The 25835-nt window shown below is 63.2% G+C and carries 23 protein-coding genes and 1 riboswitch; of the genes, 11 read left to right on the top strand and 12 right to left on the bottom strand.

Going from position 1 to position 25835, the window contains the following annotated elements; genetic code table 11:
- Nucleotides 1-66: 66 nt before the first annotated feature.
- The 3 genes from ACFPWW_RS00340 to ACFPWW_RS00330 are packed head-to-tail and all read right to left on the bottom strand — an operon-like array spanning nt 67 to nt 3478.
- Nucleotides 67-1437 carry an MlaD family protein gene (locus ACFPWW_RS00340; protein WP_112573294.1) on the bottom strand — a complete coding sequence of 457 codons (1371 nt, stop codon included), beginning with the start codon at nt 1435-1437 and terminating at the stop codon, nt 67-69.
- 9 nt (nt 1438-1446) lie between these two features.
- A complete protein-coding gene (locus ACFPWW_RS00335) occupies nt 1447-2307 on the bottom strand; it encodes an ABC transporter ATP-binding protein (RefSeq protein ID WP_377309838.1) in 861 nt (286 codons plus the stop codon).
- A gap of 1 nt (nt 2308) precedes the next feature.
- Entirely contained in the window at nt 2309-3478 is a 1170-nt protein-coding gene (locus ACFPWW_RS00330; RefSeq protein WP_377309837.1) for an MlaE family lipid ABC transporter permease subunit, read from the bottom strand.
- 100 nt (nt 3479-3578) lie between these two features.
- Here ACFPWW_RS00330 and dgcA point away from each other — a divergent pair, with 100 nt between their 5' ends.
- Nucleotides 3579-4562 (top strand): N-acetyl-D-Glu racemase DgcA, encoded by a 984-nt coding sequence (gene dgcA, locus ACFPWW_RS00325; RefSeq protein WP_112759093.1) that lies wholly within the window; start codon nt 3579-3581, stop codon nt 4560-4562.
- On the opposite strand, the gene ACFPWW_RS00320 is transcribed toward dgcA, so the two are convergent.
- The 3 genes from ACFPWW_RS00320 to ACFPWW_RS00310 form a co-directional block, all read right to left on the bottom strand.
- Nucleotides 4514-5734 (bottom strand): MFS transporter, encoded by a 1221-nt coding sequence (locus ACFPWW_RS00320; protein ID WP_112759094.1) that lies wholly within the window; start codon nt 5732-5734, stop codon nt 4514-4516. The two genes, dgcA and ACFPWW_RS00320, sit on opposite strands and share 49 nt — an antisense overlap.
- 194 nt (nt 5735-5928) lie before the next feature.
- Complete coding sequence (locus ACFPWW_RS00315; RefSeq protein WP_377310400.1) at nt 5929-6741, bottom strand: UDP-2,3-diacylglucosamine diphosphatase; 813 nt, start codon at nt 6739-6741, stop codon at nt 5929-5931.
- 264 nt (nt 6742-7005) lie between these two features.
- Nucleotides 7006-8445 (bottom strand): FAD-binding oxidoreductase, encoded by a 1440-nt coding sequence (locus tag ACFPWW_RS00310; protein ID WP_112759104.1) that lies wholly within the window; start codon nt 8443-8445, stop codon nt 7006-7008.
- Nucleotides 8446-8678: 233 nt separating this feature from the next.
- Between ACFPWW_RS00310 and ACFPWW_RS00305 the strand changes: the two genes are divergently transcribed.
- A complete protein-coding gene (locus ACFPWW_RS00305; RefSeq protein ID WP_112759095.1) occupies nt 8679-10991 on the top strand; it encodes an NADP-dependent malic enzyme in 2313 nt (770 codons plus the stop codon).
- Nucleotides 10992-10996: 5 nt separating this feature from the next.
- Here ACFPWW_RS00305 and ACFPWW_RS00300 read toward each other — a convergent pair whose 3' ends face one another.
- On the bottom strand, nt 10997-11539 hold the full coding sequence (locus tag ACFPWW_RS00300; RefSeq protein ID WP_112759096.1) for a ribonuclease H family protein: 543 nt from the start codon (nt 11537-11539) through the stop codon (nt 10997-10999).
- 199 nt (nt 11540-11738) lie between these two features.
- On the opposite strand from ACFPWW_RS00300, the gene ACFPWW_RS00295 reads away from it, so the two are divergent.
- Nucleotides 11739-12815 (top strand): DUF2865 domain-containing protein, encoded by a 1077-nt coding sequence (locus ACFPWW_RS00295; protein ID WP_377309833.1) that lies wholly within the window; start codon nt 11739-11741, stop codon nt 12813-12815.
- Between the two features lie 14 nt (nt 12816-12829).
- Here the strand turns inward: ACFPWW_RS00295 and bluB are convergent, their stop codons facing one another.
- The gene (gene bluB, locus ACFPWW_RS00290; RefSeq protein ID WP_112705249.1) at nt 12830-13516 is read right to left on the bottom strand and encodes a 5,6-dimethylbenzimidazole synthase; all 687 of its coding nucleotides are present in this window, start codon (nt 13514-13516) and stop codon (nt 12830-12832) included.
- Nucleotides 13517-13557: 41 nt separating this feature from the next.
- A riboswitch (cobalamin riboswitch) is annotated at nt 13558-13749 on the bottom strand.
- A gap of 152 nt (nt 13750-13901) precedes the next feature.
- Here bluB and ACFPWW_RS00285 point away from each other — a divergent pair.
- Complete coding sequence (locus ACFPWW_RS00285) at nt 13902-15299, top strand: MFS transporter (RefSeq protein WP_377310399.1); 1398 nt, start codon at nt 13902-13904, stop codon at nt 15297-15299.
- A 240-nt stretch (nt 15300-15539) separates the two neighbouring features.
- Nucleotides 15540-16607 carry a 3-deoxy-7-phosphoheptulonate synthase gene (locus ACFPWW_RS00280; RefSeq protein WP_112705248.1) on the top strand — a complete coding sequence of 356 codons (1068 nt, stop codon included), beginning with the start codon at nt 15540-15542 and terminating at the stop codon, nt 16605-16607.
- A 64-nt stretch (nt 16608-16671) separates the two neighbouring features.
- On the opposite strand, the gene ACFPWW_RS00275 is transcribed toward ACFPWW_RS00280, so the two are convergent.
- The 3 genes from ACFPWW_RS00275 to ACFPWW_RS00265 form a co-directional block, all read right to left on the bottom strand.
- Nucleotides 16672-17181: a hypothetical protein gene (locus ACFPWW_RS00275; RefSeq protein WP_377309831.1), complete on the bottom strand. Its 510-nt coding sequence runs from the start codon at nt 17179-17181 to the stop codon at nt 16672-16674.
- Nucleotides 17182-17294: 113 nt separating this feature from the next.
- Complete coding sequence (locus ACFPWW_RS00270) at nt 17295-18128, bottom strand: TolB family protein (RefSeq protein WP_112759098.1); 834 nt, start codon at nt 18126-18128, stop codon at nt 17295-17297.
- 27 nt (nt 18129-18155) lie between these two features.
- Nucleotides 18156-19835, bottom strand: coding sequence for an NAD+ synthase (locus tag ACFPWW_RS00265; RefSeq protein WP_112573556.1), 1680 nt, complete (start codon nt 19833-19835; stop codon nt 18156-18158).
- Nucleotides 19836-20036: 201 nt separating this feature from the next.
- Here ACFPWW_RS00265 and ACFPWW_RS00260 point away from each other — a divergent pair, with 201 nt between their 5' ends.
- From ACFPWW_RS00260 to ACFPWW_RS00240, 5 genes are all read left to right on the top strand, one after another.
- On the top strand, nt 20037-20573 hold the full coding sequence (locus ACFPWW_RS00260) for a DUF1003 domain-containing protein (RefSeq protein ID WP_377310398.1): 537 nt from the start codon (nt 20037-20039) through the stop codon (nt 20571-20573).
- 63 nt (nt 20574-20636) lie between these two features.
- Nucleotides 20637-21278 (top strand): ArsR/SmtB family transcription factor, encoded by a 642-nt coding sequence (locus ACFPWW_RS00255; protein ID WP_377309829.1) that lies wholly within the window; start codon nt 20637-20639, stop codon nt 21276-21278.
- Nucleotides 21275-22516 carry an MFS transporter gene (locus ACFPWW_RS00250; RefSeq protein ID WP_377309827.1) on the top strand — a complete coding sequence of 414 codons (1242 nt, stop codon included), beginning with the start codon at nt 21275-21277 and terminating at the stop codon, nt 22514-22516. Before ACFPWW_RS00255 ends, ACFPWW_RS00250 begins: the two co-directional genes overlap by 4 nt.
- A 239-nt stretch (nt 22517-22755) precedes the next feature.
- Nucleotides 22756-23586, top strand: coding sequence for an alpha/beta fold hydrolase (locus ACFPWW_RS00245; protein ID WP_162703013.1), 831 nt, complete (start codon nt 22756-22758; stop codon nt 23584-23586).
- A 169-nt stretch (nt 23587-23755) separates the two neighbouring features.
- Nucleotides 23756-24238, top strand: coding sequence for an HIT family protein (locus tag ACFPWW_RS00240; protein WP_377309824.1), 483 nt, complete (start codon nt 23756-23758; stop codon nt 24236-24238).
- Nucleotides 24239-24452: 214 nt separating this feature from the next.
- Here the strand turns inward: ACFPWW_RS00240 and ACFPWW_RS00235 are convergent, their stop codons facing one another.
- Nucleotides 24453-24722, bottom strand: a complete 270-nt coding sequence (locus ACFPWW_RS00235) for a hypothetical protein (protein ID WP_377309822.1) — start codon at nt 24720-24722, stop codon at nt 24453-24455.
- A gap of 216 nt (nt 24723-24938) precedes the next feature.
- Between ACFPWW_RS00235 and ACFPWW_RS00230 the strand changes: the two genes are divergently transcribed.
- The gene (locus ACFPWW_RS00230) at nt 24939-25736 is read left to right on the top strand and encodes a hypothetical protein (protein ID WP_377309820.1); all 798 of its coding nucleotides are present in this window, start codon (nt 24939-24941) and stop codon (nt 25734-25736) included.
- Nucleotides 25737-25835 lie beyond the last annotated feature (99 nt).

The following is a 25835-nucleotide window of genomic DNA, read 5'->3' as shown; positions in this document are numbered from 1 at the left end:
GAAACTGCTGCCTGCAGCTCGGCAATTCCGCACGCAAGACCGCTGCGCATTTTTGCCGGAACCGCCTCAACGCCGCGTACGCCCGTCATACTGTTTCACCGTCGGCCCGCCGAAGATGATCCGCTGCGGGTTCTGGTCGAAATTGGTAATGGCATTGTTGAGATTGTTGGCCGTGCCGCGCAGCTCGTTGACCAGCGTCTGCACGTCGCTCAGGCCGCTGCCGGAAAAGCGCTGCAGATTGTCGGCGATCGGCCCGATGCGGGCATTGATGCTGTCGGCCACCTTCTTGAAGGATTCGAGCGTCGCGCGCGCCTCGGTGAAGAGCGAATTCGTATTGTCCGAGCCGAGCAGCGCATCGACCTTGATGAGAATGCCGTCGACACGCGTCGAAGCCGAGTTCAGCTTGTTCGCCATCTGCTGCACGTCCTGGATCGTCTGGTCGATATCCTTCTTCCGGTCGGCCACCGTGTTGGTGACATCGCGGATCGAGGCGACGGCGACGCGCGCATCCCTGGTCGCCTGGGCGATATCGTCGACCGAGCCCTTGATCTTGTTGGCGTCGATGGCGGCCACCAGCGTATCGACGCGGTCGAGCGTGACCTGCGCCTTCTTGCCGAATTCGTTATAGGTCGTCACCGTCTGGTCGACCTTGTCGACCAGACCCTTCAGATCGCCGGACGCATCGGCGATATCGCGGCTCACCTTCTCGGCGTTTGTCAGGATCGTGTTGATCTTCTGCGCGTCGACGGCCTTCACCAGATCCTCGACGGCGGCAAGCGTGGAATCAACCCGGCCCGAGACGTTGCGCACCGTGTTGGAGAGATCGCCGACACTCTGCAGGAAACTGTCGATATTGCCGGAATTCTTGGCCAGCGCATCCGAGAAGGTCTCGGCATTCTGCAGCGTCTTGGTGAGCGGCCCGCGCGCATCGCGCACGAAGCCCTGCACGTCGCCGACCGCATCGTTGGCGCGGTCGAGGATCTTGTCGGCGGTGGCAAGCAGGTTGGTGACGCTCGACTGGTCGGCGACGATGACGGCGCGTTTGCCGCTTTCCAGCGCCTGCTGGAGAATGTTCTTGTCTTCCTTGCGCCCGCCCGAAAGCTCGATATAGGCCGCACCCGTCAGGCCCTGGATTTCAAGGGCGGCCTTGGTGGAGGGATAGATCGGCGCGTCCGAGCGTACCTCGGTGAAAGCCAGCGAATATTGCGGATCGTCGGCATCGATGGAGAGCGTCTGCACCGAGCCGACCTGAATGCCGTTGAAGCGCACGGGCGAGCCGACGCTGAGGCCGTTGGCGGAGCCCGGAATGCGCACGATCAGCTCGGCCATCGGCCCGCTGCGGCCATATTCGGCCATCCAGTAGACGAAGCCGAATGCGGCCGCGATCACCAGAACGGTGAAAAAGCCGACGATCGTGTAATTGGCTCTGGTTTCCATCGTCTCCGGTCACTTCCCGCTGTCATGCTGCGCCCTTGCCGGCGCGTCGTCCTGCGGCACGATCGAGCGCGCCCGCTTGCCCCTGAAATAGGCCTGCACCCACGGATCGTCGTAGGCCAGCATGTCGTCGATCGTTCCTTCCACCATTACCCGCTTCTTTCCGAGCACGGCAATACGGTCGCAGACCGAAAACAGACTGTCGAGGTCATGCGTCACCATATAGACGGTTAACCCCAGGCTATCGCGCAGGTTGGCGATCAACTCGTCGAATTCGGCAGCACCAATAGGATCGAGGCCCGAGGTCGGCTCGTCGAGGAAGACGAGTTCGGGATCGAGCGCCAGTGCGCGGGCAAGGGCCGCGCGCTTGATCATGCCGCCCGAAAGCTCGGACGGATATTTGTCGGCCGCGTCGGCCGCCAGACCCACCATGCGGATCTTCAGATGCGCCAGCTCGTCCATCAGCGTCGCCGGCAGATCCAGATATTCGCGCATCGGCACCTGGATATTCTCCTTCACCGTCAGCGAGGAGAAGAGCGCGCCCTGCTGAAAGAGAACGCCGAGACGCATGTCCAGCGCATTGCGCTCCGGCTCGTCCAGCTCGTCGAAATCCTGGCCGAGAATCCTGATCGTGCCGGAGCGGCGCGGCAGGAGGCGCAGCACGGTGCGCATCAGCACCGATTTGCCGGTGCCGGAGGCGCCGACGAAACCGAGGATCTCGCCGCGGTAGATATCGAGGCTGAGCTTGTCGAGCACCACCTTGGAGCCGAAACCGACGGTGACGTCGCGCGCCGAAAGCACGACGTCGCGCCCCCCGTTCTGGGTGCCGTTCCTGCCCGTTTCGATCGGTTGCTGATCCACGTTGCCCGCCATGTCAGAAATCGATCGCTGCATAGAACATCGCAAAAAGCCCGTCCATCAGGATGACGACGAAAATCGCCTTCACGACGGAGGCCGTCACATGCTGGCCGAGCGATTCGGCGCTGCCGCCCACCTTCAGCCCCTCGACGGCTGCGACAATGCCGATGACGAGCGCCATGAACGGCGCCTTGATCATGCCGGCAAGCACGGTCGAGAGCGTCACCGCCTCGTGCAGGCGCGACAGGAAGGTGGCGAAGGTAATGCCCGAATAGGCATAGGCGACGGCGGCGGCACCCGCGAGCGAGGCAAAGTTGGCGATCACCGTCAGAAGCGGCAGCGCCACGGTCAGCGCCACCAGCCGCGGGAAGATCAGGACGCCGATCGGGTTCAGCCCCATCACCTTCAGCGCGTCCACTTCCTCGCGCATCTTCATGGAGCCGATTTCGGCGGTGATCGCGCTGCCCGAACGGCCGGCGATCATGATGGCCGTCAGCAGCACGCCGATTTCGCGCAGCTGCAGGATGCCGACAAGATCGACGACGAAGATTTCCGCGCCGAAGTAACGAAGCTGGAAGGCGCCCTGCTGCGCGATGATCGCGCCGATCAGAAAGGACATCAGCAGGATGATCGGAACGGCGCGCACGCCCATATGGTCGATCTGGTTGACGATCGAGGCCGGAGAAACGCCGCTGCCGCGGCCGAACTTCATCTGCGCGCCGCGCACCGCCGAGCCGAGGATATACATGGCGGCGGCCAGGTTGTCCCAGACGTCGAGCGTCATGCGCCCGATCGGCGCGAAGATGCGCTCGGTAATCGACAGCCGCTCCTTCTGCTCGGGCTCCTGCTTTTCGGGCTCCCTGGAGAAAGTGGCGATCAGCTCGTCGATATGCGGGTTGGTTCCCTCGAAGCGAACCGTCCGCCCGGCCTCTTCCTGCTGTTTCTTTAGTCGGCAAAGAAGCCAGATGCCGGCCGTATCGATATCGGTGACGCCGGAAAGGTCGAGCGTCAGGTCGCCGCTGTTGCTGCGCGAAAGCTTGTCGAAATCCTGCAGCACGAGATGGATGTTGGCGCTGCGCCAATTGCCTTCAAGATGCACGTGCTGGCCCGAGCCACCGGCTCGGTCGTCCACATGCAGCGAGGCGGCGTTGCGTTTCTCGGACTTCAAAATACTTGTGTCTTTCAATGCTTGCGGCGACAGTTCCGACTCGCGAACACTATATTCGCCGCCGGCGCGTCAATATACAGAAGCAACGCGCAATTTCCATGCTCGCAGGAGAGCAAATATGCCGCGTCACCTTGATATCCAGATGAATTCATTCCCGATTGCCGGAACTTTCACCATCTCGCGCGGGGCAAAGACCTCGGCAGAGGTGATTACCTGCACGCTGACGGAGGCAACGGCCAGAGGGCTCGGCGAATGCGTGCCCTACCGCCGCTACGGCGAGACGATGGAAAGCGTCATGGCGCAGATCGAAGCGGCCCGCCCGCTGATCGAGAACGGCGTTTCGCGCTCCGAACTGCTGCATGCCATGCCGCCGGGTGCCGCCCGCAACGCCGTCGACTGCGCGCTCTGGGATCTCGAGGCCAAGCTGACGGGCAGAAGCGTCGCCTCCCGCCTCGACCTGCGCAAGCTGAAGCCGCTGACCACGGCCTACACGATCTCGCTCGGCGAACCCGACGTGATGGCGGCCCAGGCGCGCGAACATGCGCAGCGCCCGCTCCTGAAGGTCAAGGTCGGCACCGGCGACGACGAAAGCCGCATCCGCGCCGTGCGCCAAGCCGCCCCGAACGCCGCCATCATTCTCGATGCCAACGAGGGCTGGCCGGAGGATCGGCTGGAACATCATCTTCGCATCGCCGCCGAATCCGGGATCGCGCTGGTGGAGCAGCCGCTGCCGGCCGGCCGCGACGACATGCTGGCCGAGATCGCCCGTCATGTCCTTGTCTGCGCCGATGAAAGCGTCCACCACACCGGCGATCTCGCAAGCCTTGCCGACCGCTACGACGCCATCAACATCAAGCTCGACAAGACCGGCGGCCTGACGGAAGCGCTTGAAATGAAGGAGGAAGCCCAGCGGCTCGGCTTCTCGATCATGATCGGCTGCATGGTCGGCACGTCGCTGGCGATGGCGCCGGCGGTCCTGCTGGCGCAGGATGCCGATTTCGTCGATCTCGACGGCCCGCTGCTGCTTGCCCGCGACCGCGAGCCGGGCCTGACCTATGCCGGCTCCCTCGTATCCCCGCCCGAAGCCAGCCTCTGGGGCTGAAGGTAATAGGCGATGATGACGAGCGCGAGCCCGAAGGCCGCGACGCAGGCCATGACATAATAGCTGTCGAGGCCGAGTGCGGCGTAGATATAGCCGGAGGCGATCGTCATCAGCCCCGAGGCCATGCCGATATAGAAGAAATAGGCGCCCTGGGCCGAAGCCTCCTGCGTCTCCTGCACGGTCGCCACGATGCGCCGCTGCACGCCCGTATGCACGAAGGCATAGGTGAAGCCGTGCAGGCATTGCAGCGCGAAAAAGCCGATGAAGCTCGTCTCCGTCGGGAAGAAGACCCAGCGGCAGATGCTGACGGCGCAGCCGAAACGGATCAGCGTCCAGGCGTTGAAGCGGCGGTTGAGGCGGCGCGACAGGAAGAAGACCGTCACCTCGGAGGCGACGCCCGCGCTCCAGAGAAGGCCGACCTCGGTGCCGGAAAAGCCGAGCTGGTGCCAGTAGATCGAGGAGAAGGCGTTGAGCAGCGCATGGCTTGCCTGCTGGATCGACACGCCGAGCAGCAGAAGCAGAAGATGCGGCTCGCGCAGCCCGCTGCCGGTGGTGGCCGGAAGGTTGATCGGCTGGCCGCGCCGCCGCGTCGGGCCGATGCGCGGACAGAAGATCGCCATGACGATGGTCAGCAGGAAGCCGAAGATCATCACCGGCAGCACCATGCCGCCGCCCCAGCGGCCGACCAGCTCGCCGCCTGCGAGCGTCGAGACGATGAAGGCGACCGAGCCCCAGACGCGCATGGAGCCGTAATCGAGCCCCCAGCGGCGCACGCCCGAAATCACGATCGATTCGACCACAGGCACATAGGGCGCAAAGGTCGCGCCCTGCAGCGCAAAGACGATCAGCACCGGCCAGAAATCCGTCGTCCAGTAGAGCGCGATGGCCGTCAGCAGCGACAGGATGCCCGACCAGAGCAGCACATGCGCCCGCTCCTGCATGCGGTCGGCAAAGACCGCCACGATGGGCGCCACCAGAACGCGCACCACCATGGGCACGGCGAGAATCGTGCCGATCTGGTGGTCGTTGAACTGGTGGGTCGACAGCCAGACGGGAAAGAAGGGCAGGACGATACCGTTGACCAGCAGCGGCGCGCTGTAGCACAGCGCGCTGAGCAGCCGGAAGCGCGGTGGCGCTCCCTCGCCCCTGGAGGGATTTTGAGCGGGAATCATGATGGACCTGAAGGAAACTCTGCGTTGCCTAACACATCCAATCAGACACGACTATGGCGAGAAATAGCCCGATCGAAACGATACGGATAGAATTCGAAACGATTTAAAAAATAAATAGGGCCTGTCGCCCGAAGGCAACGGCTAAATTCATGGTGCACCGGCGGCAGGCCGCCGATGCGGTACGCACACATTATTCAGGCAGCCTGCGGGGCGAGATCGCCCTCTTCAAGCAATTCGACAGATGTCAATGCCGGCACGTTGCTGGTCAGCGCGCGCCAGGTGATGAGTTCGAACGTACCGTCTTCATGCTCCACGATCGCCGTGCAGCTTTCCACCCAGTCGCCGGTATTGATGTAGCGGATGCCCTCCATATCCTCGATCACCGCATGGTGGATATGGCCGCAGATGACGCCGTCGGCGCCGCTCTTGCGGGCTTCGTCGGCCACCACGCGCTGGAACTCGCCGATGAAGTTGACGGCGTGCTTGACCTGCAGCTTGGCCCAGGCCGAGAAGGACCAGTAGGGCATGCCGAGGCGGCGGCGCACGGCGGCGAGCACCACGTTGACGCGGATCGCCATGTCGTAGGCCCAGTCGCCGAGATAGGCGAGCAGCCTTGCGTTGCGCACCACGACGTCGAATTCGTCGCCATGCAGGATCAGGTATTTCTTGCCGTCGGCGCCGTCATGGACGATTCGGTCGACCACTTCGATGCCGCCGAAATGCGTGCCCGGAAAGGCGCGCAGGAATTCGTCGTGATTGCCGGGAATATAGACGACGCGCGTGCCCTTGCGCGCCTTACGCAGCAGTTTCTGGACGACGTCGTTGCAGACCTGCGGCCAGTACCAGCTGCGCTTCAGGCGCCAGCCGTCGACGATATCGCCGACGAGGTAGATCGTGTCGGCCTCGTGATACCGCAGGAAATCCAGCAGGAAATCCGCCTTGGCGGCCTTCGAGCCCAGATGCAGATCGGAAATGAAGAGGGTGCGGAAGCGCCGGGGTTCCATCATGTCTGTCACAAGCCTTTCCGCTCGTGTCCCATCGTTCTTCGTCTGGTCTTCCAAAATCAGACTCGTGTATCAGGAAGATGACAAAGCGCGGGAAAGCCCTGCAAAGCCGTTCATACAGGCTAGATGTGGAGCGCCTGGTGGCCTTTCCACGGTGCTTCACCGGGAACGCCAACCGAACCTCCCCTTCGAGGCTCTGGCCGGCTTCACGCCAACACATTCAAATTCCGGCGCTGGCGCGAAACTCCTTCCCTAAAACATCAATCCTCAGGCAGTGCGCACCGTCGCCATCGGTTTCACGTTCTGGTTCATCCGGAACAGATTGTTCGGATCGTAACGCCGCTTGATCTCAGCAAGGCGGGCGTAGTTGGTGCCATAGGCGGCTTCGACGCGGTCGGTTTCGTCGTCAGGCATGAAGTTGATATAGGCGGTTCCCACAGCATGCGGCTTGGTGGCATCGAAAAGCTCGCGCGCCCAGCCGACGCAGCTTCCGTCCATCCCGCTTTCCCGCCAGCGGGCATGCACATTCATGACGAAATGCGAGCTGCGCTGCGGAAACGCGGTGGCCTCGTTGGCCACGCGCCCGGCAGCACCCCCGACATGGCCGATGAAGATCTCACATTCCGGGCCGGGCAGCCTGCGCACCGCCTTGAGCAGCACGTCGATCGCCGCATCGGACAGGGAAGCGAAATCCTGGCTCTTCCAGTAATTGCGCGCACCTGGTGTGAGCAGCGGATCGAAGGCCTGCTGCCAGCTGGTGAACGGCATCGGGCCGACGATATCGGCAATCGGCTTTCCGATAGCGCGCAACCTGGCAGCAGCCTTCTCACCCGCCGCGACATCTCCGCAATAGCACATCGCCAGCACCACGATCTCCTTGCCGTGCCATTCGGCCGGCAGGAAGGGCAGCGGCGGCGCCTGACGCATCACCACCCAGCAGGTCAGTTCGTCGGGCGCCGCCTCCAGCGCTTGCCGGTATTCCTTCAGCACTTTTTCCGCATCGGCGAAGGGATGCACGACTAGCCCGGCGAGAACCTCGGTGTCGAGCGGGTTGAGCTTGAACTCGAAGGAGGTCACGACGCCGAAATTGCCGCCGCCGCCGCGCAATGCCCAGAAGAGATCGGGCTTATCCGTCTCGCTCGCCTTGACCAGTTCGCCATCCGCCGTCACCACGTCGACCGAGAGCAGATTGTCGAGGGTCAGTCCGAATTTGCGAGTCAGCCAGCCGAAGCCGCCGCCGAGCGTCAGGCCGGCGATGCCTGTCGTGGAATTGATGCCGGTCGGCAGCACTAGCCCGAAGGCCAGCGTTTCCTTGTCTACATCGGCAAGGGTTGCACCCGGCTCGATCCTGGCGCGCCGCGTCTGCGGATCGACCCGCACCGATTTCATCGCCGACAGGTCGATGACGACGCCGCCGTCGCAGACGGCGTTGCCGGCAATGCCGTGCCCGCCGCCGCGCACCGAAACGAGAAGATTGTTGTCGCGCGCAAATCGCACCGCTCGAACGACATCGGCAGCGCCCGCACAGCGGGCGATGAGGCCGGGCCGCCGGTCGATCATCGCATTCCAGATCGCCCGCGCCTCGTCGTAATTCGTATCCTTGCTCGTCAGGAGACTGCCGCGAAATCCGGCGGCAAATGCATCGATGGCCACGTCATTGACCATCGCCTGACCCCTTTGCAGGGTCGTGAGGTTCAAGTTGTCCATGAGTTCCTCCATGCGACCGGCGCCCCGCACCGTCGCGTGCGGCATTCTGCGCTTGCCGCCCTCACCAGACAAGTTTCCCCAAAAGGATTAGCTGGCGGCAACCGTTCGGCACCAAGAGCCGCCCCGCCCCCCGCACGAAAACTTTCCCCACGCCGCATTTCCGTACTGTCCAGGCCGGTCGATTGATGTATGGAGGAAGCTCCAAAAGACTTCGAACAACGCTGGAGGCGGCGATGGATCACCAGGAGAAATCCAAATCGGAAAAGAATCTGACGGGCGGCAGCCTCGACGAGCAGGCGCTCTTCTTCCATCGCTATCCGCGCCCCGGCAAGCTGGAAATCCAGGCCACCAAGCCGCTCGGCAACCAGCGCGACCTGGCGCTCGCCTATTCGCCCGGCGTGGCCGCTCCCTGCCTCGCCATCCGTGACAATCCGGAACAGGCTGCCGACTATACGTCCCGCGCCAATCTCGTCGCCGTCATCTCCAACGGCACCGCCGTTCTCGGCCTCGGCAATATCGGCCCGCTGGCCTCCAAGCCGGTCATGGAAGGCAAGGCGGTGCTGTTCAAGAAATTCGCCAATATCGACGTCTTCGATATCGAAGTGGATGCGGCCGACGTCGACCAGATGGTGTCCACCGTCGCCTCGCTGGAGCCGACCTTCGGCGGCATCAACCTCGAGGACATCAAGGCGCCGGAATGTTTCCGCATCGAGAAGCAGCTGCGCGAGAAGATGAAGATCCCGGTCTTCCACGACGACCAGCACGGCACCGCCATCATCGTCGCCGCCGCCATCCTCAACGGCCTGGAACTCGCCGGCAAGAAGATCGACGAGGTCAAGATCGTCGCTTCGGGCGCCGGCGCGGCCGCGCTCGCCTGTCTCAACCTCCTGGTGACGCTCGGCGCCAGGCGCGAAAACATCTGGGTCCACGATCTCGAAGGCCTCGTCTATGAAGGCCGCGTCGAGCTGATGGACGAATGGAAGGCCGTCTACGCCCAGAAGAGCGACACGCGCACGCTCGCCGAAAATATCGGCGGCGCCGACGTTTTCCTCGGCCTGTCGGCCGCAGGCGTTCTAAAGCCGGAACTGCTGGCCCAGATGGCCGAAAAACCGCTCATCATGGCGCTCGCCAACCCGACGCCGGAAGTCATGCCGGATCTCGCCCGCGCCGCCCGCCCGGATGCGATGATCTGCACCGGCCGCTCCGACTTCCCGAACCAGGTCAATAACGTCCTCTGCTTCCCCTATATTTTCAGGGGTGCGCTGGATTGCGGCGCCGAGACGATCAACGAGGAAATGAAGATGGCCGCCGTGCGCGCCATCGCAGCCCTTGCCCGCGAGGAGCCGTCCGACGTTGCCGCCCGCGCCTATTCCGGCGAAACGCCCGTTTTCGGCCCCGATTACCTCATCCCCTCGCCCTTCGATCCGCGCCTGATCCTGCGCATCGCGCCTGAAGTCGCCAAGGCTGCGGCCGAAAGCGGCGTCGCGCGCCGCCCGATCGCCGATTTCGATGCCTATCTCGACCAGCTGAACCGCTTCGTCTTCCGCTCCGGCTTCGTCATGAAGCCGATCTTCACGGCCGCCAAGACGGCCGAGCGCAAGCGCGTCATCTTCTCCGAAGGGGAAGACGAGCGCGTGCTGCGCGCCGCCCAGGTGCTGCTCGAAGAAGGCATTGCCGAGCCGATCATCATCGGCCGCCCGCAGGTCATCGAGACGCGCCTGAAGCGCTACGGGTTGCGCATCCGCCCGCTCGCCGATTTCGAGGTCATCAACCCCGAGGACGATCCGCGCTTCCGCGAATATGTCGATCTCTACCTGCAGCTCGTCGGCCGTCGCGGCGTGATCCCGGAAGCAGCGCGCACCATCGTGCGCACCAACACCACCGTCATCGGCGCGCTGGCGCTGAAGCGCGGCGAAGCCGATGCGCTGATCTGCGGCCTCGAAGGCCGTTACGAGAAGCACCTGCGCGACGTGCGCCAGATCATCGGCAAGCGCCCGAACGTGCGCGATTTCTCCGCCCTCAGCCTGATGATCTCGCAGCGCGGCGCCACCTTCTTTACCGATACCTACGTGACCTTCAACCCGACGGCGGAAGAGATCGCCGAGGCGACGGTTCTGGCAGCGGAGGAAATCAAGCGTTTCGGCATCACCCCGCGCGCCGCCCTCGTCTCGCATTCGAACTTCGGCTCGCGCGAATCCGAAAGCGCCACCAAGATGCGCAATGCGCTGCAGCTCGTGCGCGAGGCAGCACCCGATCTCGAGGTCGACGGCGAAATGCACGGCGAAAGCGCGATCTCCGAGGAGCTGCGCCGCCGCGTCATGCCGCACACGACGCTCAATGACGAAGCCAACCTCCTGGTCTTCCCGAACCTCGATGCCGCCAACATCACGCTCGGCGTCGTCAAGTCGATGACCGACGGCCTGCATGTCGGCCCGATCCTGCTCGGCACGGCCATGCCCGCCCACATCCTGGCACCGTCAGTCACCTCGCGCGGCGTCGTCAACATGGCGGCGCTGGCCGTCGTCGAGGCCTCGCAGCCGGCCTAAACATGTCAAGCCTGTCGGGGACGCCCTATCGAGCGGCGTCCCCGATCCGACAGTTCGTCGGCGCGCTCGTTGCCGGCAATACCGGAATGGCCCTTGCACCAGGCAATGCCGATCGCCGGATTCTGCAACAGCCTGAGATCGACGGCCCTCCAGAGGTCCGCATCCGCTATCGCCCGGTTCCGGGCCTTGCCGCCGGGATTGCTCTTCTTCCAGCCGTTGTTCCGCCAGATCGCCCGCCAATGGTTGCAGCCTTCGACGGCGTAGACGGAATCGGACCAGATCAGCGCCGGCAGGCCCGCCGCCGCGCCGCCGATCCAGGCCGCCGCCTCAAGCACGGCGGTCAGTTCCATCCTGTTATTGGCGGAATTCTCCGCGCCGCCGAAGCCGGCGGCGATTTCGGCGCCGTCGCGGTAGGCGACGAAGGCCCATCCTCCCTGCCCGGAACCGGGCTCGAAACAGCCGTCCACGAAAACGTGAAGGCCCTGTCTGCCCTGCGGCATTGCCGATGCGGCTGCGCGGGAGAGCATGTCGCGTGGGATATCTGTCATATCAACTGTTTAGCTGTCACGGATGCCCCCGCGCGATTGCGGGAGCGGCGGAAACGGAGCATCGGGTCTTCTGGATAAGATCGCAAAAATGCGCTAGGAATTCATCCGAGCTTATTAAGGGAAATACGTTAAGACAAAGCGCGGCGGATTGAAGCCGCAATTCGCCGATGGATGCTTTTTCTCACTCCGGAACGACGTCGTGAAGCGCCGAAACCTGTATCTCGTCTTCTTTCTGGCATTCGCGGTTCCCGCAGAGGCGCAGACCAATGCGATCTGCGAGGATCTGCGCGGGCGTCTTGCCGACCTGCCGCAGGTGATCGGCAATGCCAACGGCACCGAGATGCGCCAATATGCGGGCGCGCTGGCCGAACAGAATCTGGAATTGCGCAAGGTGCGCGGCGATCTGCGCCGCTACGGCTGCACGTCCGGCAGCATGGTCGTCGTCGGCGGCGAGAATGCCGGCTTCTGCGAGGAGCTGGAACAGGCGCAGGCAAAGATGGTGGACAACATCCGCTACCTGCAGGACCGCCGCGACGCGTTGCGCCAGTCCGCTGTCGATCCGGCCCGCGAAGGCCTGCTGGCCGCGCTTGAAGACAATGGCTGCAACGGCGAGAGTTTCAGCGAACCCGCACAGGGCGATCTCTATGCGCCGGCCCCCTCGATCGAGGAACAGGCCATGCGCGGCGATACGTTCATTCCCCTCGGCGGCGGTGAGCGCTACGGCCTGCCGCGCGCCGAAATGCTCTCGCCCGTCAGCACCATCTGCGTGCGCACCTGCGACGGCGGCTTCTTCCCGATCAGCAACAACGCCACCTCGGTCGATTTCGGCCGCGATGCCGCGACCTGCGCCAAGATGTGCCCCGGCGTGGAGACGGAACTCTACTATCGCGATATTTCCAGCACCGAAGCCGCAAACATGATCTCGACGGCGACGGGCGCGCCCTATGGCGCGATGAAGAACGCCTTCGCCTACAAGACCCGCCCGCCCGGCGAAAAATCCGCCTGCTCCTGCAACCTGACGGCCTATTACGAGGAAATGCGCCGGAGCCAGACGGTCTCCGCGCCGGCGCCCGAGCCGCAGGGCTCGATCACCACGATCCGCACTGAGGCCCCGAAGGCCGCGAATACGCCGCCGCAGGCGCAGGTGCCGGATCGCCCCTACGATCCGGCAACCAAGGTTCGCCAGGTCGGCCCGCAATTCCTTGCCGGCGATCAGGGCAAGATCGATCTTGCCAATCCGGCCGTGTCAGGCCCGCAGCCGCAGCAGCAGCCGTAAAAGACGGCGCGGCCTTAGCCTGCCGCCTGCCCCCAGCCGTCATGGAAGACCAGCTCTTCCAGCGCCAGGCGCTGCCGCCAGCCCTTGACCGCCAGTTCCGGCTCTTCATAGAGCCGATCGACGAAACCGGCGCAGAGCCAGGCCACGACCTCGATATGATCGGGTATGCCGAGAATCTGCTTCAGGTCGCCCTCGCGAAAGATGCTGACCCAGCCGATGCCGACGCCTTCGGCTCGTGCCGCAAGCCACAGGTTCTGGATGGCGCAGACGGTGGAATAGCTGTCCATGCGCGGATTGTGCGTGCGCCCCAGCACGACGCTGCCGCTGCGGGTGGGATCGCAGGTGACGCAGATGCCGAGCGGCGCCTCGACGATTCCTTCGAGCTTCAGCGCGCGATAGGCCTGCCGCCGTTCGGCCGCAAACATCAGGGCGGCCTCTTCATTGGCCTTGACGAAAGCGTCGCGCACCCGCGCCCTCACCTCGGCGCTTTTGACCAGAACGAAATTCCACGGCTGCATGAAGCCGACCGAAGGCGCGTGATGGGCGGCCGTCAGAAGCCGCCTGATCAGGTCGTCCGGCAAGGGATCGGGCAGGAACTCGCCGCGCACGTCGCGCCGCGTCATGATTGCGTGATAGACGGCCTCGCGTTCGGCCGCAGAAAAACCGGATGCCGGGCAAACGGCATCGTCAATGGGTCGCATCGTCAAATCCCCAACAACGCAACCGCCCGCCGTCCGCGCGGGTTAGGTCTATCTTGCCAGGCCGGTCTTCTGACTCGGCGTCATCCGCCCGGCCGCTGCCTTCCCGGCCCTGCGGCCAGTGGCGTCATGAAGCGGCGGGCGTCGGCCTTACAGCGTTGGGCACGTTCCGGTCTTGCACCGGATTCCCGATTCTCCCGCCTGTGACGGCGGGCACCTGACAATCGGATCTATGGCGCGGAAACGGCACGACGGCAAGCCGCTGCGACATTGATTTCGTGGACAGGCCGAAAATGCTGGCCTAGAAGGAAGCCAGAATCCGACCGGTGCCGAAGGCGCCGAATCCCATCCCGTTGCATTCCGGTTGCCCGTGTCCCGTCTAACGCCGATGATCCTTGCGGTCGCCCTGTTCATGGAACAGATGGATTCGACCGTGATTGCCACCAGCCTGCCGGCCATTGCCGCCGATATCGGCACCTCGCCGATCGCGCTCAAGCTTGCAGTAACGAGCTACCTCGTGGCGCTGGCGATCTTCATTCCGATCAGCGGCTGGATGTCGGATCGCTTCGGCGCCCGCAACGTCTTCCGGCTGGCGATCTTCGTCTTCATGGTCGGCTCGGTCGCCTGCGCCTTTTCCAATTCCATCGCCGCCTTCGTGATCTCCCGCCTCATCCAGGGCGCCGGCGGCTCGATGATGACGCCGGTCGGCCGGTTGCTGCTGGTGCGCGGCACGCCACGTCACCAGCTGGTGAATGCCATGGCCTGGCTGACCATACCGGCGCTCATCGGCCCGATCATGGGGCCGCCGATCGGCGGCTTCCTGACCACCTATCTGAGCTGGCACTGGATCTTCTGGATCAACGTGCCGATCGGCATTATCGGCATTGCTCTCGTCACCCGCTTCCTGCCGGCGGTCGAGCCGCGCAGCCCCAAGCCGATGGATTTTCCGGGCTTCTTCCTTTCAGGGATAGGTTTTGCCGGTTTCGTCTTCGGCATTTCCGTCATCAGCCTGCCGGCCGTTCCCATCGTCTACGGTTATGTCACCGTCGCCGTCGGCATCCTCTCCGGCATCCTCTATTTCGTGCACGCGAAACGCACGCCGCATCCGCTGCTCGATCCGAAAATGTTCCGTTATCCGATGTTCCGGGCGGCGATTCTCGGCGCTTCGAATTTCCGCATGGGGCTTGGCGCGCTGCCCTTCCTCCTGCCGCTGATGCTGCAGCTCGGTTTCGGGCTGACGCCGCTGCAGTCCGGCTCGATCACCTTCGTCAGCGCGCTCGGCTCCATGGGCTCGAAATTCGCGGCATCGCGCACCTACAATGCCTTCGGCTTCCGCAACGTCATCGCGCTGACGACCTTCCTGGCGGCGATCTTCCTGGGCATCAACGGCTTCTTCACCGCCGAAACGCCTGTCTACGTCATCATGGGCTGTCTTCTCGTCGGCGGCCTGCTGCGCTCCATGGCCTTCTCGGGCGTCAACGCCATGGCCTTCGGCGATGTGGACGAGGCGGACAGCAGCCAGGCAACCGCCATCAATGCCGTGGCGCAGCGCATCTCCATGGCCATGGGCGTTGCCGTGGCCGGCACGATCCTGGAAGTCTCCGCAAGCTTCCATGGCGGCAGGCTCACGGTCGGCGATTTCCACATCGCCTTCTTCATCGTGGCGACGATCTCGGCGCTTGCCTGCATCACCTTCCTGCGCCTGCCCGCCAATGCCGGCGAGGAACTGACGACGCGGCGCCGCAAGAACCGGCATCCGGAAGAGGCAATGGCGGAAAGCCGCTGAAAACTTCACCGACCCGTCATTTTTCCTCACAGATTCCGCGTGACAATTCCAATTCGCATGTCTACATAGGCGGCATGTCGATTTCGTCCGTTTACGCATCGCGATTTTATTCGTACCGCTGCTTCCAGCGGATGCGGGTCTGTGCGTAACCGAAACTAACGCGACGACAACCCGAACAGCCGCTAGTCTACCTGGCGGCTTTTTTGTTCCGCACGGTATGACCAAACAGGAGAGCATACCGTGACCGATACCATTGATGATCTGCGCATCGTCGAGATCACCCCGCTGACCAAGCCTGCCGACATCCTCTCGGAAATCCCGCGCGACCGCGCCGTCACCGAGACCGTGACCGGCACGCGCGATACGATCCACAATATCCTGACGGGCAAGGACGACCGCCAGCTCGTCATCATCGGCCCCTGCTCGATCCACGATCCGGCAGCCGCCCGCGAATACGCCTCCCGCCTCGTCGAGCAGCGACGACGCCTCTCCGGCGATCTCGAAATCGTCATGCGCGTCTATTTCGAAAAGCCCCGCACCACCGTCGGCTGGAAGGGCCTGATGAACGACCCGCATCTTGACGGCAGCTACCGCATCGAGGAAGGCCTGCGCCTCGCGCGCCGCCTGCTGCTCGACATCAACGCCATGGGCCTGCCGGCCGGCTGCGAATTCCTCGATACGATCACGCCGCAATACATTGCCGATCTCGTCAGCTACGGCGCCATCGGCGCGCGCACGACCGAAAGCCAGATCCACCGCCAGCTCGCCTCGGGTCTCTCCTGCCCGATCGGCTTCAAGAACGGCACGGACGGCGGCGCGCGCATCGCGCTCGACGCGATCGTCGCGGCCTCCCAGCCCCACCATTTCCCGGCCGTCACCAAGGACGGACAGGCCGCGATTGCGTCTACCCGCGGCAACGAGGACTGCCACATCATCCTGCGCGGCGGCAAGCGGCCGAACTACGAGGCTGCCGACGTCCAGGCCGTCATCGCCGAGGCGATCAAGCTCGGCGTCGATCCGCGCATCCTCATTGACGCCAGCCACGCCAACAGCAACAAGGACCCGATGAACCAGCCGAAGGTCGTCCGCGACGTCGCCGGCCAGATCGTCGCCGGCAACCACCATATCAAGGGCATGATGATCGAGAGCAACCTCGTCGCCGGCCGCCAGGACCTCGTCCCCGGCAAGCCGCTGGTCTACGGCCAGTCGATCACCGACGGCTGCATCGGCTGGGATATGTCGGTGGATGTGCTTGAGGATTTGGCGAAGGCTGTCCGCGAGCGGCGGAAGGCTGCTGTTGCGGCCTGAGTGGCACTATCCAAGCGCGGCGGGAGATATCCCGCCGCCCTCAATCAAAACGTGGGCGATTCTGTCAGCGAAAATTGAATCGCCGTCTCACGATGTCGAAAAAAAGCAGTACCGACCCGGAGGCAAGGGATCCGCTCCACATACACACCGCCCACACTACAGAGTAGTCCAGCGGGCCAAAAAGGCTGACACCAGTTTCACACTTTGCGTTTTGGCATGTCGAGGGGACAAATGCGGCGGCATAGGTGACAATCGCTGCCGACAAGAAAAAGCCGGCAGCTCTAAAAAACGATTTCGTATCAGAGAATTCCGCGTTCCGCAAAACCGCTACCTTAAGCTTTAACACGAGGTAGAAGGCTGCCCACAGGCAGGGGATCATCGTCAGGAAAACGGCGATGAACATGGACGCTGGTGTTCTCGAGAAGTTGGCGACAAAAATGTTCCCATAGAAATAGGGAAGCACAAGATTGGTCGAGAAGGCGACAGACCAGTGTTTGCCCCAGCCGCTGTAAATCATCCACAGGCCGAAGAGAGCAAAAAAAACTGGCACAGGTGGGAAAAGCCAGTTCGACATTAAAAAATCCCTCAACCTAGCGCCCATCGTGTCGCGTCGATGTGCTTGTTACGTCAAGTTGCAATGAAACGCTAGTGCCCACCACCCCATCATCAAGTAGTGGTGCGCACCCCTCAAGACTTCGCCGGAAAATAACGCACGTAGGCGAATTCCTCGCCATCTGGCGACCAGTTCGGCACATTGATCGTGCCCTGCCCGCCAAACAGCTCGAACAGCTCCGTCAGGTTGCCGCCGTCCATGTCCATCATGCGCAGGCGCACGTTGAGATCGCGCGGATGGTCGAAAACGTCGGGGTCGTAGGAGAGGATCAGTACCTTGTCGTTGTCGGGCGACGGATGCGCAAACCAGTTGCCGTAATTGTCCGATGTCACCTGCTCAAGACCCGTGCCGTCCGGGTGGATGCGCCAGATCTGCATCAGCCCGGTGCGGCTGGAATTGAAATAGATCCACTGCCCGTCCGCCGACCAGTCCGGCCCGTCGTTGCGGCCCTCGCCATGCGTCAGCCGCTTCTCCTCGCCGCCATCGACCGAGATCGTGTAGATATCGAAGAGGTCGTTGCGGATGCCGCAATAGGCAAGCTCGCGCCCGTCGGGCGACCAGCCGTGCCAGTAGGACGGCAGGTTCTTGGTGATCAGCCGCGGCTTGCCGCCCTCGATCGGCAGGATATAGATCGCCGACTTGCCGAACTCGGTCTTGTCGGAAATGACGATCTGCTCGCCATCCGGCGAAATGCCGTGGTCGTTGTTGCAATGGACGGCAAAGCCGGTATCGACCCGCTCGACCAGATCGCTGCCGTCGAGCCGCAGGCGATAGAGCAGCCCGTCGCCGTTGATCAGCAGATAGGCCCCGTCGCGCGAGAAATTCGGCGCCTCCACCAGCGCTTCCGTCTGCCAGACGACACGGCTTTCGCCCCGCCGCACATTGTAGATTTCAACTGAGCTGCGCATTCATCCCTCCCAGGTTTTTGAAGCGTCTCAGCGATCCCGGAACCGGTTGGTGATCGGGTAGCGCCGGTCGCGGCCGAAATTCTTCTTGGTGATCTTCACGCCCGGCGCCGACTGGCGGCGCTTGTATTCCGCGAGATAGAGCAGATGTTCGACGCGGTGTACCGTCTCGACATCATGGCCGCGCGCCACGATTTCCTCGACCGCCATTTCCCGCTCGACCAGGCATTCGAGAATGTCGTCCAGCACCGGATAGGGCGGCAGCGAATCCTGGTCCTTCTGGTCCGGGCGAAGTTCGGCCGACGGCGCCTTGTCGATGATGTTCTGCGGAATGACCATGCCGGAAGGGCCGAGCGCATCCGGCGGCACGTTTTCGTTGCGCCAGCGGGCGAGCGCATAGACCTGCATCTTGTAGAGGTCCTTGATCGGGTTGAAGCCGCCGTTCATGTCGCCGTAGAGCGTGGCGTAGCCGACCGACATTTCCGACTTGTTGCCGGTCGTCACCACCATGGAGCCGAACTTGTTGGAGATCGCCATCAGGATGACGCCGCGTGCGCGGCTCTGCAGGTTTTCCTCGGTGATGCCGCTGTTCGTGCCCTCGAAAAGGTTCGACAAGGCCGAGGAAAAGCCCGTCACCGGCGCCTCGATCGGCACGATGTCGTAGCGGCAGCCAAGCGCTTTGGCGCAATCGGCCGCGTCCTTCAGCGAATCCTCGGACGTATAGTGATAGGGCAGCATGACCGTGCGCACCCGCTCTTCGCCGAGCGCGTCGACGGCGATCGCCGCGCAGATCGCCGAATCGATGCCGCCGGAAAGGCCGAGCACGACATTCCTGAACCCGTTCTTGTTCACATAGTCGCGGAAGCCGAGCAGGCAGGCGCGGTAATCGGCCTCTTCGCCCTCGGGAACGCGCGCCATCGGCCCTTCCGAGCAATGCCAGCCTTTTTCCGTGCGCTTCCAGGTGGTCACGGCGAGCGTCGCTTCGAACTGGCTGAGCTGGAAGGCGAGCGACCTGTCGGCATTGAAGGCAAAACTTGCGCCGTCGAAGACGAGTTCGTCCTGGCCGCCGAGCTGGGCGGCATAGACCATCGGCAGGCCGGTCTCGATCACCTGCTTTAGCACGACCTGATGGCGGATATCGACCTTGCCGCGATAATAGGGCGAGCCGTTCGGCACGAGCAGGATTTCCGCCCCGCTCTCGGCCAGCGTCTCGCACACGCCGAGATCGCCCCAGATATCCTCGCAGATCGGGATGCCGATGCGCACGCCGCGGAAATTCACCGGACCGGGCATCGCGCCCTGGTCGAAGACACGCTTCTCGTCGAACTCGCCGTAATTCGGCAGGTCGATCTTGTCGCGCACCGCAATCACCTTGCCGCCGTCGAGCACGGCGACGGAATTGTAACGCCCCGTCTCGTCCTGGCGCGGAAAGCCGATGACGATGCCCGGCCCGCCATCGGCCGTATCGGCCGCCAGGCTTTCGACGGCCTTCCAGCAGGCGCGGATGAAGGCCGGCTTGAGAACCAGGTCTTCAGGCGGATAGCCCGAGATGAAAAGCTCGGTCATCATGAGCAGATGCGCGCCCTGCCGGGCCGCGTCGGCGCGCGCCTCGCGCACCTTGGCAAGGTTTCCGGCGATATCGCCCACCGTGGGGTTCAGCTGGGCGATGGCGATGTTGAAGATCTGGGAGAGAGCGTTTTCCTGTGTCATGTCATTCATTTAATCCGCCCCTTCGTGCACCGCAATAAGCCGCTTGAAAAGCCGTAGCGATCTGCGGCGAAAATTTGATGAAGGCGGCGCCGGTGCCGGAACCCATCCCTGCGTTTGCCTTGCGCGACGCCGATGCGCATTGCAATTTGCGGCATTGGCGGAATACTGCGCGCCAATTCGATCCATTTCCGGGACAATGCCATGTATAACCTTCCGAATTTCGTCCACCTGCATTTCGGCAAGCCGGCCGACGAACTCGGCGATATCGAAAAGCGCGTGATCGCCAAGGCGCACGAACGCAGGATCATCTCCACCGACGTCAACGCCGCCTTTTCCGCCGAAGCCTCCTTCGGCGAGCGGCTGGCCGACGGCATCGCCCGCGTCGGCGGTTCCTGGTCCTTCATTCTCGCCTTCATCGGCTTTCTGGTGGTCTGGACGATCGTCAACACGGTCATCCTGCTGTCGCGCGCCTTCGATCCCTACCCCTTCGTCTTCCTCAACCTGATCCTCTCCATGCTCGCCGCCATCCAGGCGCCGATCATCATGATGTCGCAGAACCGGCAGGCCGAGCGCGACCGTTTCGAAGCCGCCAAGGATTATGAGGTAAACCTGAAGGCGGAACTGGAAGTGCTGTCGCTGCACCAGAAGATCGATATGCATGTGCTGACGGAACTGACGGCCGTGCGCGAGGAAATCGCCCGCCTGCATTCCATTCTGGGAGAGCGCGGGCAGGCCTGATGCGCAGACGGAATTTGCAAAGGAATCTTTGCAAAGATTTGTTTGCGGTATTATGCTGGCGGCATGAAGACACCAGCCGATCCTGACGCAAGGCCAGCAATCTCCCGCAACGTCAGCCGGGTCGTTCCCGACGTCACGGCGCTGAAGGCGCTTGCCCATCCCGTGCGCCTGCGCATGCTCGGCATGCTGCGCATCGACGGACCCGCCACGGCAACCGAGCTTGCCGTGCGCCTCGGCCTCAACAGCGGCGCCACCAGCTATCACCTGCGCCAGCTTGCCCAATACGGTTTCATCGAGGATGCGCCGGGTCCCTCGCGCCGCGATCGCAGATGGCGTGCAAGTCACGAGATCACCTCGGTGCCGGCCGCCGAAAGCGAAGGCGAAGCTTTCGACATGGATGTCGCCTTCACGCAGGCCGCATTGTCGCTGCAGGTCAGCCTGATGCAGAAGGCGGTCGAGGAATATGCCGAACTGCCGCTTGCATGGCGCAGGGCGAGTGCGGCCAACGACATCGTCATACCCCTGACGCCGGCGCAGGCCGAAGCGCTGACCGGGCGGCTGAACGATATCGTGATGGAAGCGATGGCCGCCGCCCCGCCGCTCGGAAAGCCCCTGCCCGCCGATATGGTGCCCTTCTCGGTCATGCTGCACGCCTTCCCCTATCCGGGCCGGGTGCCGCATGGCGAAGACGGGAACGAGCCGTGAGCGGGCGCCGCCCCTTCCTCGCGCTCGCCCTTGCCGAAACGCTCTCCCTGTCCGGCACGCGGCTCTCCGGCGTCGCCATTCCCTGGCTGGTGCTGAGCACGACGGGCAGCCCGGTGCTGACCGGTCTCGTCGCCATGATGGAAATGCTGCCCTATGTCGTCGCCAAGGCGCTGGGCGGCCCCCTGATCGACCGCCTCGGCGCCCGGCGCATTGCCATTGTCTGCGACGCTGCATCGGTGGTCGCGGTCGGCCTCGTGCCGTTCCTGCATCTCTTCGGCCTGCTGACCATGCCGCTCCTGCTTCCGATCGTCTTTGCCATGGGCGTGCTGCGCGGCCCCTCCGACGCCGCCAAGCAATCCATGGTGCCTGATATCGCCGATCTGGCCTCGGTGCCGCTGGAGCGCGTGACGGGCGTCGTCGGCGCCATAGAGCGCCTGGCATCGACGGCCGGAGCGGCCGGCGCCGGCGCATTGATCGCCCTTGCCGGGCCGGGCCAGGCGCTGGTCGTCAACGCTTTCACCTTCGCCGCTGCGGCCATGACCGTCGCAGCCGGCATCCCCGCATTGCCGCGTGCCCCGGCGGCCGGACCGGCCGGTATCTCCGCCTACGGCCGGGAACTGGCGGAAGGCTGGCGTTTCCTGCGCGGCGACGCGGTGCTGGTCGCAATCGTGCTGATGGTGGCAACCACCAACCTGCTCGATCAGGCCTTCGCCGCCGTCCTGTTGCCGGTCTGGACGCAGGCCTCGGGCAATGGGCCGGCCCTGCTCGGCATCATGTTCGCCGCCTTCTCCGGCGCCTCGATCGCCGGCGCCATGCTTGCCGCCGTCATCGGCGAGCGCCTGCCGCGCCTTGCCGTCTACACGGTCGCCTTCCTGCTGGCCGGCTTTCCGCGCTTCCTGGTCTTTGCGGTGGATTCGCCGCTCGTGCTCATCTTCGCCACGCTCGCCATTGGCGGCTTCGCCTCGGGTTTTCTCAATCCCATCCTCTCGGCCGTGCTGTTCGAGCGCATCCCGAAGCCGTTGACCGGCCGCGTCACGTCGCTGAACGCCGCGCTCTGCTGGGCGCTGCTTCCATTCGGAGGGCTGGTCGGCGGCGTGCTGATCGATGCCCTGGGCCTGTCTGCGGCCCTGTTCCTGACGGGCCTTGCCTATCTCATCGCCACGCTCTCGCCCCTGGCGCATCAAGGCTTTCGCGGCTTCGAGAAGAAGAAACGTGCGGACAACTTGCTGTCTTCGTAAGCCCGCTACGCCTTTTTGCCCATTGCCGTCATTTTTGCTTTGCATCAATTTACGACGGTTAACGCGTATCGCCGCCGCAAGCGGGTGAGCGTGGCCTCGTCGAAGGGGCGCGCGCAAGCCCGCACGGAGGCGAACGTGCCTAGCCATGTTTGAACGCAGTTTTGCGCTGGCGGCGGACCTTCTTCCGACAGGCGGCGCCGCAGCCAGTCCAACATCACCTGAAAAATCGGAGCCAGACCATGCCTTTCATCAAGACTACGGACGGAACTGAAATCTTCTACAAGGATTGGGGTTCGAAGGACGCCCAGCCGATCGTCTTCCATCACGGCTGGCCGCTCAGCGCCGACGACTGGGACGCGCAGATGATGTTCTTCCTCGAAAAGGGTTTCCGCGTCATCGCCCATGACCGGCGTGGCCATGGCCGCTCCACCCAGACCTTCGAAGGCAACGAGATGGACACCTATGCGGCCGACGTCGCCGCGCTGACCGACCATCTCGATCTCAGGAACGCCATCCATATCGGCCACTCCACCGGTGGCGGCGAAGTCGTCCATTATGTTGCCCGCGCCAAGGAAGGCCGCGTCGCCAAGGCGGTAATCATCGGCGCCGTGCCGCCCGTCATGGTCAAGTCGGACAAGAACCCCGGCGGCCTGCCGCTCGAAGTCTTCGACGGCCTGCGTGCGGCTCTCCTTGCCAACCGCGCCCAGTTCTTCCTCGATCTCCCGACCGGCCCCTTCTACGGCTTCAACCGTGAGGGCGCGAAGGTCAGCCAGGGCGTCATCGAAAACTGGTGGCGCCAGGGCATGATGGGCGGCGCCAAGGCCCATTACGATTGCATCAAGGCCTTCTCCGAAACCGACTTCACCGAAGACCTGCAGAAGATCACCGTGCCTGTCCTCGTCATGCACGGCGACGACGACCAGATCGTCCCCTATGCCGATTCCGCGCCGCTTTCGGCCAAGCTCCTGAAGAACGCCACGCTGAAGACCTATCCCGGCTTCCCGCACGGCATGTGCACCACGCATCCCGAAATCATCAACCCGGACATCCTGGCCTTCATCAAGGGCTGAGTTTCCTGGCGAACATGGCGGAAGGCGCGTCCCTGCGGCGCGCCTTCCGTTATGGATGGTGTCGGAACTGCCCCCCAGCAGTCCGAGACATGACCCTTGCCGAAACAGGCCGCCGTCGTCCACTCTGCGATTCCGCTCTGGTGCCCTGCGCAGATGAAGGAAACAGTCCTTGGAAATTCCTCCCCAGTTCCATATTGCGCAAACGCCCGGCTGGCTGGTGAACCATCGCATCAACTCCGCCCTGCCCGGCTATCTCATGGTCAGTTCCCGAAACTTTACCAACGACCTTTCGGACCTGTCGCCGGAAGCGCTCGCCGAACTCGGCCCGCTGCTGGCGAAAGCACAGAAGGTCCTCGGCGGCAGGCTTGGCGCAAAACGCGTCTATATCGGCCGATACGGCCACACGCCCGGACTTCCCGTCCACTTCCACATCATCCCGGTCTATGACTGGGTGGAAGCGCTCTTCTGGCGCGACGAGCGATACCGCCTGCTCCAGACCTTTGCCGAAGGCCCCGGCGAAACCCCGACCGACGGCGCCGAACTGACCTTCTTCATCTGGCGGGAATTCTGCGAAAGGGCCGACCCGCCCGCGATCGAAGGACCGCCCGTGGCACAAACGATCGAATTGCTGCGGGAGGCCATGCGCAACTGATGTCTGGTGAACGACTTGAGCACGCCGGAAGAAAAGAGTCTTTCGCGCCCAATGACTTGGGCGCACTGGATTCCTGTGACGGGCACAGGAATGAGGTGGTGAATGGGCGGACGCCCAACAAACAGAAAGCCCAGCTTCACAGCCGGGCCTTCCGTTCTACTCACTACTCACTATTCGCTATTCTCCATCAAGCGCTCGCAGCCACCGCTTCTCGTCACTGACCTTCTTCATCCGGCGGCAAATTCTGCGAAAGGTCCGACCCGCCCGCGATCGAAGGACCGCCCGTGGCGGAAACGATCGAATTGCTGCGGGAGGCCATGCGCAACTGATGCCTGGTGAGCGACTTGAGCATGCCGGAAGAAAAGAGTCTTTCGCGCCCAATGACTTGGGCGCACTGGATTCCTGTGACAGGCACAGGAATGAGGTGGTGAATGGGCGGCAGCCCAACGACCAGAAAGCCCAGCTTCGCAGCCGGGCCTTCCATTCTACTCACTATTCACTACTCACTACTCACTATTCACTATTCGCCATCAAGCGCACCGGATCTGAAGACGAATTTGAACAGGAGGACGCAGCCGAACTGATCGAGCAGGAGCAGCCGTGCCGACGGACGTGTTCGCATCAAACTTACCCCTTGTGCCATCGCTCATCAGAATGGCAGTAAAAGAAAATCACAACTTCCGGTGCAAGAAAATATCAAATGCTTCGTTTCGCCTTCCGCTTCGCAGTCGCCGTCTTTCTGACCTTGCTCACCCAGATTGGCGGTATCGCTTATCTCGTGGGCCTTGCAGTTACGCGCCGCTGGGGCGTGCGCAGATGGGTGCCGAAGCTTGCGATCTTCCTGCTCGTCTATACTAGCCTGATACTCGCCACCAGCATCGTTGCACCGATCTTCGGGCGTGTTCCCCTGTCCTGTCTGGCAGACGCTTCGGATAAGCTCGTCGTCCGCTCACCGATCTACTGTGCTCTCAATCGCAACTATGTAACGCCGCGTCTGCGCGATCTGGCCCATGCGTTGGCCGATCATATGGACAAGGAATTTCCCGGAACGACGACGATCGCGCTGGATGCCAATTTCCCCTTCCTTGCCGGCTTTCCCCTGCTGCCGCACCTGTCGCATACCGACGGCAGAAAGCTCGACCTCGCCTATTACTATAAGGATGCCAGCGGCAACTTCCTCGATGGCGGCACCCGCTCACCGATCGGCTATTTCGCCTTCGAGCAACCCGCCGATGGCGAGGAGCAGCCATGCAAAGGACGGAATGACTGGCTGACCGGGCGATGGGATCTGGATGTGCTGCAGCCGCTGTTTCCGGACTATCGGCTTGAGGAGCAGCGGATGGTTGCCGCGATCAATTGGCTGACCGCCGAGGGCGTGAGCCGGTTCGGAGTGGACAAGGTATTTATCGAGCCGCATCTGAAAAATACGCTCGGTATTTTCGACGATCATGTGCGTTTTCAGGGATGCCGGGGGGACTGTCAGGAATTCTGTGCGTGAGGCCATGATGATGGAAAGGAGAGAATCATCACATGGCTATCGACAAGGAACTTCTGGACCAGCTTTTGGCTGGCCGCGATCCGTCTGAGGTGTTTGGCA

Origin of the sequence: Rhizobium sp. GCM10022189, assembly GCF_042656325.1 — a bacterium.
In the GTDB taxonomy this organism is placed as follows: domain Bacteria; phylum Pseudomonadota; class Alphaproteobacteria; order Rhizobiales; family Rhizobiaceae; genus Rhizobium.
This window is presented reverse-complemented; position numbering and strand designations above follow the sequence as displayed.

Bases quoted from the DNA above. Each gene is read 5' to 3' on its own strand.
- ACFPWW_RS00275 (WP_377309831.1), bottom strand. From the start codon at position 17,181: ATGTCGAACTGGCTTTTCCCACCTGTGCCAGTTTTTTTTGCTCTCTTC.
- ACFPWW_RS00270 (WP_112759098.1), bottom strand. From the start codon at position 18,128: ATGCGCAGCTCAGTTGAAATCTACAATGTGCGGCGGGGCGAAAGCCGT.
- ACFPWW_RS00305 (WP_112759095.1), top strand. From the start codon at position 8,679: ATGGATCACCAGGAGAAATCCAAATCGGAAAAGAATCTGACGGGCGGC.
- ACFPWW_RS00285 (WP_377310399.1), top strand. From the start codon at position 13,902: ATGATCCTTGCGGTCGCCCTGTTCATGGAACAGATGGATTCGACCGTG.
- ACFPWW_RS00230 (WP_377309820.1), top strand. From the start codon at position 24,939: ATGCTTCGTTTCGCCTTCCGCTTCGCAGTCGCCGTCTTTCTGACCTTG.
- ACFPWW_RS00335 (WP_377309838.1), bottom strand. From the start codon at position 2,307: ATGGCGGGCAACGTGGATCAGCAACCGATCGAAACGGGCAGGAACGGC.
- ACFPWW_RS00260 (WP_377310398.1), top strand. From the start codon at position 20,037: ATGTATAACCTTCCGAATTTCGTCCACCTGCATTTCGGCAAGCCGGCC.
- ACFPWW_RS00340 (WP_112573294.1), bottom strand. From the start codon at position 1,437: ATGGAAACCAGAGCCAATTACACGATCGTCGGCTTTTTCACCGTTCTG.
- ACFPWW_RS00265 (WP_112573556.1), bottom strand. From the start codon at position 19,835: ATGACACAGGAAAACGCTCTCTCCCAGATCTTCAACATCGCCATCGCC.
- bluB (WP_112705249.1), bottom strand. From the start codon at position 13,516: ATGCGACCCATTGACGATGCCGTTTGCCCGGCATCCGGTTTTTCTGCG.
- ACFPWW_RS00245 (WP_162703013.1), top strand. From the start codon at position 22,756: ATGCCTTTCATCAAGACTACGGACGGAACTGAAATCTTCTACAAGGAT.
- ACFPWW_RS00310 (WP_112759104.1), bottom strand. From the start codon at position 8,445: ATGGACAACTTGAACCTCACGACCCTGCAAAGGGGTCAGGCGATGGTC.
- ACFPWW_RS00255 (WP_377309829.1), top strand. From the start codon at position 20,637: ATGAAGACACCAGCCGATCCTGACGCAAGGCCAGCAATCTCCCGCAAC.
- ACFPWW_RS00300 (WP_112759096.1), bottom strand. From the start codon at position 11,539: ATGACAGATATCCCACGCGACATGCTCTCCCGCGCAGCCGCATCGGCA.
- ACFPWW_RS00320 (WP_112759094.1), bottom strand. From the start codon at position 5,734: ATGATTCCCGCTCAAAATCCCTCCAGGGGCGAGGGAGCGCCACCGCGC.
- dgcA (WP_112759093.1), top strand. From the start codon at position 3,579: ATGCCGCGTCACCTTGATATCCAGATGAATTCATTCCCGATTGCCGGA.
- ACFPWW_RS00235 (WP_377309822.1), bottom strand. From the start codon at position 24,722: ATGGAAGGCCCGGCTGCGAAGCTGGGCTTTCTGGTCGTTGGGCTGCCG.
- ACFPWW_RS00315 (WP_377310400.1), bottom strand. From the start codon at position 6,741: ATGATGGAACCCCGGCGCTTCCGCACCCTCTTCATTTCCGATCTGCAT.